Origin of the sequence: Nioella sediminis (assembly GCF_001879695.1) — a bacterium.
In the GTDB taxonomy this organism is placed as follows: Bacteria; Pseudomonadota; Alphaproteobacteria; order Rhodobacterales; family Rhodobacteraceae; genus Nioella; species Nioella sediminis.
The window spans coordinates 1-9,035 of sequence record NZ_MNBL01000130.1 but is presented as its reverse complement, the minus strand read 5'-3'; the positions used below and the strand labels follow the sequence as shown (position 1 = coordinate 9,035).

Below are 9,035 nucleotides of genomic sequence, written 5' to 3'. Positions count from 1 at the left end.
GCCTGCCCCGCCCCCGCACCTGCCCCACTTGCGGGCAGATCAACGTGACGGGCGGGGCCTGCCGCAATTGCAACGAGGGGCGCGATTAAGTGCTGATCACCGAATTCCTTCTGGCGGGGCTTGGCCTCGTGATCCTTCTGCTTGCGGGTGATACACTGGTCAGGGGTGCGGTGAACCTGAGCCTGCGCCTCGGCATTCCGGCACTTATTGTCAGTCTGACCATCGTGGCCTTTGGCACCTCGGCGCCCGAACTTCTGATCTCGATCAGCGCCATTCTGGACGGCGTGCCGGGGCTGGCGCTTGGCAATGTGGTGGGGTCGAACACCGCCAATATCCTGCTGGTTCTGGGCATTCCGGCGCTGATGTCAGGGCTGGATACCAGTCAATGCGACACCCGCCGCAACTTCGTGATCATGATGGTTGCGACCCTGGCCTTCATCGGGCTGGCCTTCGCCGGTCCGTTCACATGGTGGCACGGGCTGATCCTTTTGGCGGGTCTGGCGCTGATGCTGGGAGAAGCCGCCTGGACAGCGCGGTCGCACAAGCGCGACAGCGCCGCTGCGGCCGCATTGGAAGAGCTGGAGGATGTGGAAGGCGCCGACCCCGATATGCCCTGGTGGCAGATCGTCGTCTTCCTTTTACTCGGGCTTGTGGGCCTGCCGCTAGGTGCCGATCTGCTGGTGGATAGCTCGGTTGTGATCGCGCGCAGTTTCGGCGTCAGCGAAACCGCCATCGGGTTGACCCTCGTGGCCGTCGGCACCTCGCTGCCGGAACTGGCCACAACCGTCATGGCCGCGCTGCGCCGTCATGCCGAAGTGGCGCTTGGCAATGTGATCGGGTCGAACATCTTCAACCTTTTGGGAATCATCGGCGTCGCGTCCTTGGTCGGGCCGATTCCGGTCGATGCGGAAATCCTGACCTTCGATCTGTGGATCATGCTGGCCGCCTCGTTGCTGCTGATCCCGTTCGTGTATTTCCGTTGGGTGTTTGGCCGCGTCGTGGGGGTGGTTTTCACCGCGCTGTACCTCATCTATGTGATCAGTGTCCTGAGCTGAACGGAGGGCAAGGATGACCGCACTCGTGACAGGTGGGGCAAAGCGGCTTGGCCGGGCCATGGCGTTGGCGCTGGCAGAGGCGGGCCATGACGTGGCCATCCACTATGCCGGATCAGCGAATGAAGCCGAGGCCACGGCAGAGGACATCCGCGCCCTTGGCCGCCGGGCCGTGACGCTCCAGGCGGACCTGTTGAATGAGGACCAGGCTCAGGCCCTGCTGCCCCGCGCGGTCGAGGCCCTCGCTCAGCCGGTGACAGTGCTGGTCAACAACGCGTCCGTATTCGAGTACGACAACATCCAGTCGATGACCCGGACCAGCTGGGACAGGCACATCGAATCAAACCTGCGCGCGCCGGTGGTGCTGACGCAGGCGCTGGCCGCGCAGATGCCCCCGGCGGAGCCGGACGAAAATGGTGAACCGCAGGCACGGGGGCTGGTGGTCAACATGGTTGATCAGCGGGTGCAGAAGCTGACGCCGGAATTCATGAGCTACACCATCGCCAAGATGGGGCTTTGGGCCTTCACCCGCACCGCTGCGCAGGCGCTGGCCCCGCATGTGCGTGTCAACGCCATCGGGCCGGGGCCGACTGTTCAGGGCACGCGCCAATCCGACAGCCATTTCGCACGGCAGCGCAAGGCCACCGTTCTGGGCCGCGGATCGGATGCGGAGGGCATCGTTCAGGCGCTGAATTATTTCCTGAATGCGCGGGCAGTTACAGGGCAGCTGATCTGCGTCGACGGGGGCCAGCACCTGGCCTGGCAGACCCCCGATATCCTTGGCGTCGAATAGGCCCGAACCGGTCTTTTTCGGCAGGTCGCCTGCAGTTTTCCACCGTTAACGCTACGGTAACAGGGGTGTTACCCTTTTATGACATGCTTCCTTAATGACCCTGTGGAAAGAAAAATCTCCTTTGTTTTCAGTCGCCTACAGGAGTGCCTAAAAATTAGGCAATTCGATGAACCCTGCCAAATACAAGGAAAAATCACCGATCCCAACATTTTATCCCTAAGGTTATCCACAGAAACCGTGGACAAGGTTTTCCTTGAACATGGCCTCGGATCGTTGCAGCCGACAATGGAATCGATTCAACTGGATCACGATGTCTGAAACGCCCTCTGAAATGCCGCTGACCGGCCACGAATTGATCGCCTCTTACCTGAAGCTTATCGACGGCTCTCCGGGTGTGTATCGCATGCTCGACGGGCAGGCGCGGGTGCTTTACGTGGGCAAGGCGCGGAACCTGAAGAAGCGCGTGGCGAACTATGCCAAGCCCACGGGCCACAGCGCGCGGATCGCCCGGATGATCCGCGAAACGACCGAGATGATGTTCCTGACCACGCGCACGGAAACCGAGGCGCTTCTGCTGGAACAGAACCTGATCAAGCAGCTGAAACCGCGCTACAACGTGCTGCTGCGCGACGACAAGAGCTTCCCCAATATCCTCGTCAGCCGGTCGCACGCATTTCCGCAGATCAAGAAGCATCGCGGCGCGAAAAAGGAGAAGGGCAATTACTACGGCCCCTTCGCCAGCGCCGACGCGGTGAACCGGACATTGAACCAGTTGCAGAAGGTGTTCTTGTTGCGCAACTGCTCCGACGCGACCTTCGACAGCCGCACGCGGCCCTGCCTTCTTTACCAGATCAAGCGGTGCAGCGGCCCTTGCGTGGGCCTGATCTCGGCGGAAGATTACGCGCAATCGGTGAAGGATGCGGAACGCTTCCTGTCCGGCAATGGCGGCCATATCCAGGAGGCGCTGGCGCGTGACATGCAGGCGGCGTCGGACGCGATGGAATTCGAGCGCGCCGCGGCCCTTCGGGACCGCATCCGCGCGCTGACGACCGTGCAGGGCGTGCAGGGCATCAACCCGCGCGGCGTGGCCGAGGCCGATGTGGTCGCCCTGCACATGGAGGGCGGGCAAGCCTGCGTTCAGGTCTTCTTCATCCGTGCCAACCAGAACTGGGGCAACCGCGATTTCTACCCCCGCACCGGGTCCGGCGCGGAAGAGGCGGAGGTGCTGGAGGCCTTCCTGGGCCAGTTCTACGACGAGAAGGAGCCGCCCCGGCAGATCCTGCTGTCGCACCCCATCGAAAACGCCGACCTGATGGCCCAGGCCCTGACGGAAAAACGCGGCCGCAAGGTGGAATTGCTGGTGCCCTTGAGGGGCGAAAAGGCAGAGCTTGTGTCTTTCGCGGCAAGGAACGCCCGCGAAAGCCTCGCCCGCAAGATGAGCGAGGCCGCCACGCAGGGCAGGTTGCTCGACGGGCTGGCGGAGGCGTTCGGGCTGGCAAACCCGCCCGAGCGGATCGAGGTCTACGACAACTCTCACATTCAGGGCACCAACGCCGTGGGCGGCATGATCGTCGCGGGGCGCGAAGGGTTCCTGAAAAGCCAGTACCGCAAGTTCAATATCAAGGGTGACAGCCTGACGCCCGGCGACGATTTCGGCATGATGAAAGAGGTGCTGAACCGCCGATTCAAACGCCTGCTGAAGGAAGACCCGGACCGCGAAAGCGACGCCTGGCCCGATCTTCTGCTGATCGACGGTGGCGCGGGACAGGTGAGCGCGGTGGCGGAAATCCTCGCCGATCTGGGCATTGATGACGTGCCCTTCATTGGCGTCGCCAAGGGGATCGACCGGGATGCGGGCAAGGAGGAGTTCTATCGCCCCGGCAAGCCTGCCTTTGCGCTGAAACGCAATGATCCGGTGCTCTATTTCGTCCAGCGCCTGCGCGACGAGGCGCACCGCTTCGCCATCGGCACGCACCGCGCAAAACGCGCCAAGGCCATCGGGGTCACGCCTCTGGACGACGTGCCCGGCGTCGGCGCCACCCGCAAGCGCGCCCTGCTGGCCCATTTCGGCAGCGCCAAGGCGGTCAGCCGCGCCGACCTTGCCGATCTCAAGGCGGTCGATGGCATCTCGGATGCGCTGGCCGAAACGATCTATGATTTTTTCCATGAAAAAGGCTGACCCCGTGCGCGCAAAATCGCGCGGGGCGTTGCCGCCGGGGCTGGTCCCGCCCCCGCAACCGCGCTAATGCTTGGCCATGCGATGGACCTTGCCAAATATCCTGACAGTCGCGCGGCTTGCCGCCGCCCCCGGCGTTGCGATCATCTTCCTGATCCTGCCGCGCCCCTATGCCGATTGGGTCGCCCTGATCCTCTTCGTCACGGCGGCCCTGACCGATTGGCTCGACGGCTATCTGGCGCGTCTTTGGAAACAGCACAGCCGGTTCGGCGCCATGCTCGACCCGATTGCCGACAAGGCGATGGTGATCATCGCCCTGGCCACGCTGATGGGGCTCTTCGGCTTCCAGCCGCTGCTGATCCTGCCCGTCGCCGCGATCCTGTTCCGAGAGGTCTTCGTCTCGGGCCTGCGCGAATTCCTCGGCAACAAGGCGGGCACGCTCAGCGTGACGAAGCTGGCCAAGTGGAAAACCACCGTGCAGATGGTCGCCATCGCGGTGCTGTTTTCCTACGGGATTTTCGAGCATCATTTCGGCATGAACGTGATCGGCATGTCGCCCGAGATCGTCGCCCAGATCTTTGCAGGAGAGGTCGAGGATGAGTTCCATCTCGTGGCCCTCAGCCAATGGGCCAACCGGGCCTATTATGGCGGCATCGTCCTGCTGTGGCTCGCGGCGACACTGACGGTTGTGACAGGCGTCGACTACCTCGCCAAGGCCATGCCGCATCTGCGGGAGGACCCCCATGATTGAGCTGCGCTATTTCGCCTGGCTGCGCGAACGCGTGGGCACAGGGCATGAAACTGTCGAAACCGGGGCCACCACCGTGGCCGAGCTGATCGAAGAGCTGAAGGCGCGGGACGAGGGCTATGCCTTCGCCTTCTCCGACCTCAAGGCAATCCGCGCGGCGGTGGATCAGGATCTGGTCGATCTGGACGCGCCGATTGCCGGGGCGAGGGAAGTCGCCTTCTTTCCCCCCATGACCGGGGGCTGAGATGCCCGAGATCATCGTGCAGTCCGACACCTTCGACATGGGCGAGAGGCTCAACCGCTTTGCCGCGCGGCAGGCGAATGCGGGCGCGGTGGTCAGCTTCTCCGGCATCGTGCGCGATGTGGCGACGGGCGATCTCGACGCGATGGAGATCGAGCACTACCCGGGCATGACCGAAAAAGCGCTGGCGAAGATCGCGGATGAGGCGATGAGCCGATGGCAGCTTGCCGACGCTTTCATCCTGCACCGCTACGGGCGCATGGGGCAGGGCGAGACGATCATGATGGTCGCCACAGCGTCGCGCCACCGGGCCGATGCCTTCGCGGCGGCGGAGTTTCTGATGGATTACCTGAAATCCCGCGCGCCGTTCTGGAAGAAGGAAATCACGGGCGAGGGCGCGGCATGGGTCGCGGCCCGCGACGAGGACGAAGACGCCCTCGCGCGCTGGCAGCAGCGGTAGGCTCATCATCTGATCTTCCTGGTCTGAAAGGACTGCGGCGCCGCAGAGATGCGGGGCAATGGGCATGGAACCGGCCTGCCTTGGCCCTTTCGGGGCTGTCTTCGGCAATGGCCCGAAAATCCCCTCGTGATCCGGAACCGGCGTCACCCGGCAAGCGCTTGACCGGCAGGACAACACAAATTCCCTAAGAATTCGTGAACCCTCCCCTTCTTCTTTGCAAAAATACTCCCGCCGGAGGCATCCAAACCCCTCCACAAGCACGGCCCGATGACAGAGATATACCCAGCAGCCACATGTCCGTGGCAACACGGCCCGACGAGGGCCCCAAAGGGGCCTGAGAAGGGCCGTTCCCGGGTCGACGACGCAGTCGGCGAAACCGCCTACCCCTGGTTCTGCTGTTCCACGTGGATGCGCAGCTCTTCAGCTTCCTGACGCGCCTCACGCAGACCCTCCATGGCCGCCCGCAGCTCGGCCTCTGTCTGGGTGATCTGGTTGGTCAGCTCCGCCTCGCGGTGCTGCAGGTAGGAAATCGCCTGATCTCGGGTCTCTTCCGCGTCATGCAGCGCCTTGGCCATCTCCTCCAGCTCGTTCATGTCGACGCCCGAGACCCGCGTCAGCCGGTGCACCAGCCAGTTGGCGAACCAGCCAAGCGCGAAGGCCACGAAGAGGATGATCGCGATCACCACGATGAATTCGGTGCGGTTCATTCGGTGTCCTCCTCGGCCTCTGCGGGCACTAGGTTATCGGGGCGCATGACGGGCCGGGGGGCATCGGCCAGCAGCTGCGCGCGCGCCTCGGCGGCCTCGCGTGCATCGCGTTCCGCCACGTCGCTGGCCAGCAGGAATTCGATCCGCCGGTTGGTCTCGCGCCCGTCTTCGCTGTCATTGTCGGCAATGGGCCGCGTCTCGCCATAGCCCTGCGCGGTCAGGTTCGCGGTCAGCACCCGCCGCGCCAGAAGCCCGTTCAGCACCGCATCGGCGCGGCCCTGGCTCAGCCGCAGGTTCATTTCCTCGCGGCCCTGGCTGTCGGTATGGCCGCCGATTTCCATATCCACATGGGAACAGTCCGGCAGGATCTCGGCAAGGTCGTCCAGAATGCGCCCCGTCTCTTCGTTGATCTCGACCGATCCCGGATCAAACGTGATCTTGCGCTGTTCGAGGATCGTGTTGATCCGGTCGAGGCACTGTTGCGGCGTCAGTAGCCCCGTCTGCGGGTCCAGGCTGGCCACATAGGTCACGTCGATCTCGAACCCCTCGGCAGCCCCCAGAAGCTCGCTCATCAACTGGCTCAGGTCAGAGGTTGTGCTTTCGCTGCCGGAATTGCCCCGGATGCGCACGGTGTCGGGTTCCACCACGACGGCCCCGTTATGCAGCTGTGCCATCGCCTCCAGCCCGGCCATCACCCGCAGGGTCCAACCGCCCGGCAGGTCTTCGTCGATACGGGTCGCGACATAGGTGTTCTGGCGGCCAAAAAGTGCGGTGGCATAGGCTTGCACGGCCTCTGTGATCCGCTCATCGGGCAGGCGGCCACGCAGTTGCACATAGCCCTCGGGGCTGCGGGTGGCCGTGAAGGTTGGCAGGCCGTCTTCGGCCTCTTCCTCGGGGGGCGGGTCGGGCAGCACGGCGTGCAGCGAAAAGACCTCCGGCAGGGCGGCGTCCAGTTCGCCGATGACTTCGTCGAAAAGATCCGACGGGGTGCCCTGCGCCACAATGAGGGTGATATCGGCATCCGAGAAGGTCACGGTCGCATCCTCGAACCGGCTGACGGCGGCAATGGCCATTTCGACGGCGGTGGCCCAGTTGGGCGACGGCACGCCAAGCCCGATGCGGCAGCTGTCCTGCCCGGTCAGCCCGGCATTGCGCGCAGCGGTCAGGATGCGGTCGCGGCTCTCTTCGGTGCCGGCGGAACAGGACTCGAACCGGCCGCCGCCAGAGGATTGGACATAGCGCAAGGTAAACGGCGTGATCACCGGGCGGGGGGCCGAGATATCCAGCACAAGCTGGACCGAAGAAGGACGGTTTTCCTCAAGGAAGCGTTGCCACTGGTCGCGCTGCTGGCGGCTGTCGGCTACCGCCTCGACCACCACCTGCCCGTCATAGACGGATACCTTGGCGCGTGGCAGTTCCGCCAGAGCCAGAAGGCCGAAGCGCAGGGCGGGGGGCCATCCGGCGGGCACCGGGAAAGCGGCGGTTTCGACCATGTTGGCCACGTGCAGCCCGTCGGCCAGTTCGTTGATCCCCGTAGTCAGGCTGTCATCGCCATCGGCGGTCGGCACCAGCCCGATCAGCGACACGCCGTCATCGTTGCGCAGCATCTCCAGCGAAAAGCGCGGCGGTTCGATCCCCTCGGGGTCCAGCACATCCATGTTGTCGATGATGCGGTCGGTGTCCACGATCTCGGCGGCGCGGCGCAGGGCGTGAAAGCGCGCGGCCTCGTCCGGGGCGGTTCCCGCCATCAGCACGCGCAACCCGTCGGCCCCGATCTCGACCCAGTCGAGCCCGTCTTCGCGCATGGCGAAATTGACCGCCTGCACCGATTGCTGCTCGATCTGACGCGCGCCGAAAACAGCCATCAGCAGGCTGAGCACGGCGGCAAGCGCAAAGGCCCCTACAGCGGCGAAATGAAAGGCTAAACGCATGCGTCCCGTGACTGCCCCAAGATCAATTGCATCTGCTTTAACGACTTGCCCCTAGAGGTTCAATGAAACGAGCGCTGCGGCGGCAAAAAACAGCGCAGGGATAAGGCCTGCGTCCCGATTGGCACGGAAAAGATGCATGCACACATCCGGGTCGTCGATATCGAGCTTGCCCATCTGCCAGACCATGTGCCAGCCAAAGCCCCATGCCCCGACAAGCGCCAGAACCAGCGACAGGATGCCCGCCGAAGGCGTCAGCGCCCCGATGATGGCCACCGCCATCAAGGCGACCGACAGCACCAGAAATCCGCGCAGGATGGGTTTTGTCCGGTCTCCGAACAGGCGCGCGGTGGATTTCACGCCAATGAGCGCATCATCCTCCTTGTCCTGATGGGCGTAGATCGTGTCATAGAAGATCGTCCAGGCCATGCCTGCGAGGTAGAGCACGACGGGCGGCCAGCTGAGGCTTCCGGTATGCGCGACCCAGGCCAGCAACGCGCCCCAGTTGAACGCGATGCCCAGAAACACCTGCGGCCACCAGGTGAAGCGTTTGGCGAAGGGGTAGATGACGACCGGCAGCAGCGCGATGATGCCCATCAGGATCGCTGCATTGTTGAAGGTCAACAGGATCGCAAAGGCCACCAGGGCCTGTATTGCGAGCCACGCGAAGGCCTGTTTCACACTGACCTGCCCCGACGGGATGGGCCGCGACCTTGTGCGCGCCACGGCGGCGTCGAAATCGCGGTCGGTGATGTCGTTCCACGTACAGCCCGCACCGCGCATCAGGAACGCGCCCATGCCGCAGCCAAGCGCGATCCACAGGTCTTCCCATCTGGGCGTCGTGGCGGCAGCGGCCAGCCCGACACCCCACCAGCAGGGCAGAAGCAGCAGCCATGTGCCGATCGGCCGGTCGGCCCGCGACAGGCGCAG

9 protein-coding genes are annotated in these 9,035 nt (G+C 64.0%); 6 read left to right on the top strand and 3 right to left on the bottom strand.

Features of this window, described 5'->3' with window-relative positions:
• Positions 1-95 precede the first annotated feature (95 nt).
• The 6 genes from BKY26_RS15690 to BKY26_RS15665 all read left to right on the top strand — a co-directional run bounded on the left by BKY26_RS15690 (position 96) and on the right by BKY26_RS15665 (position 5,470).
• Positions 96-1,055, top strand: coding sequence for a calcium/sodium antiporter (locus BKY26_RS15690; protein ID WP_131541900.1), 960 nt, complete (start codon positions 96-98; stop codon positions 1,053-1,055).
• Positions 1,056-1,068: 13 nt separating this feature from the next.
• Complete coding sequence (locus BKY26_RS15685; RefSeq protein ID WP_071691329.1) at positions 1,069-1,845, top strand: SDR family oxidoreductase; 777 nt, start codon at positions 1,069-1,071, stop codon at positions 1,843-1,845.
• A 310-nt stretch (positions 1,846-2,155) separates the two neighbouring features.
• The gene (uvrC, locus tag BKY26_RS15680; protein WP_071691328.1) at positions 2,156-4,024 is read left to right on the top strand and encodes an excinuclease ABC subunit UvrC; all 1,869 of its coding nucleotides are present in this window, start codon (positions 2,156-2,158) and stop codon (positions 4,022-4,024) included.
• A gap of 76 nt (positions 4,025-4,100) precedes the next feature.
• Complete coding sequence (pgsA, locus tag BKY26_RS15675) at positions 4,101-4,772, top strand: CDP-diacylglycerol--glycerol-3-phosphate 3-phosphatidyltransferase (protein ID WP_071691327.1); 672 nt, start codon at positions 4,101-4,103, stop codon at positions 4,770-4,772.
• Entirely contained in the window at positions 4,765-5,013 is a 249-nt protein-coding gene (gene moaD / locus BKY26_RS15670) for a molybdopterin converting factor subunit 1 (RefSeq protein WP_071691326.1), read from the top strand. Before pgsA ends, moaD begins: the two co-directional genes overlap by 8 nt.
• 1 nt (position 5,014) lies before the next feature.
• Positions 5,015-5,470 (top strand): molybdenum cofactor biosynthesis protein MoaE, encoded by a 456-nt coding sequence (locus tag BKY26_RS15665; RefSeq protein WP_071691325.1) that lies wholly within the window; start codon positions 5,015-5,017, stop codon positions 5,468-5,470.
• 380 nt (positions 5,471-5,850) lie between these two features.
• Here the strand turns inward: BKY26_RS15665 and BKY26_RS15660 are convergent, their stop codons facing one another.
• The 3 genes from BKY26_RS15660 to ubiA all read right to left on the bottom strand — a co-directional run.
• Positions 5,851-6,177 carry a hypothetical protein gene (locus tag BKY26_RS15660; RefSeq protein ID WP_071691324.1) on the bottom strand — a complete coding sequence of 109 codons (327 nt, stop codon included), beginning with the start codon at positions 6,175-6,177 and terminating at the stop codon, positions 5,851-5,853.
• Positions 6,174-8,108, bottom strand: coding sequence for an OmpA family protein (locus BKY26_RS15655; RefSeq protein ID WP_071691323.1), 1,935 nt, complete (start codon positions 8,106-8,108; stop codon positions 6,174-6,176). Before BKY26_RS15655 ends, BKY26_RS15660 begins: the two co-directional genes overlap by 4 nt.
• Before the next feature lie 51 nt (positions 8,109-8,159).
• Positions 8,160-9,035 (bottom strand): 4-hydroxybenzoate octaprenyltransferase (ubiA, locus tag BKY26_RS15650; RefSeq protein WP_071691322.1); only part of this gene is annotated, 876 nt, incomplete at its 5' end.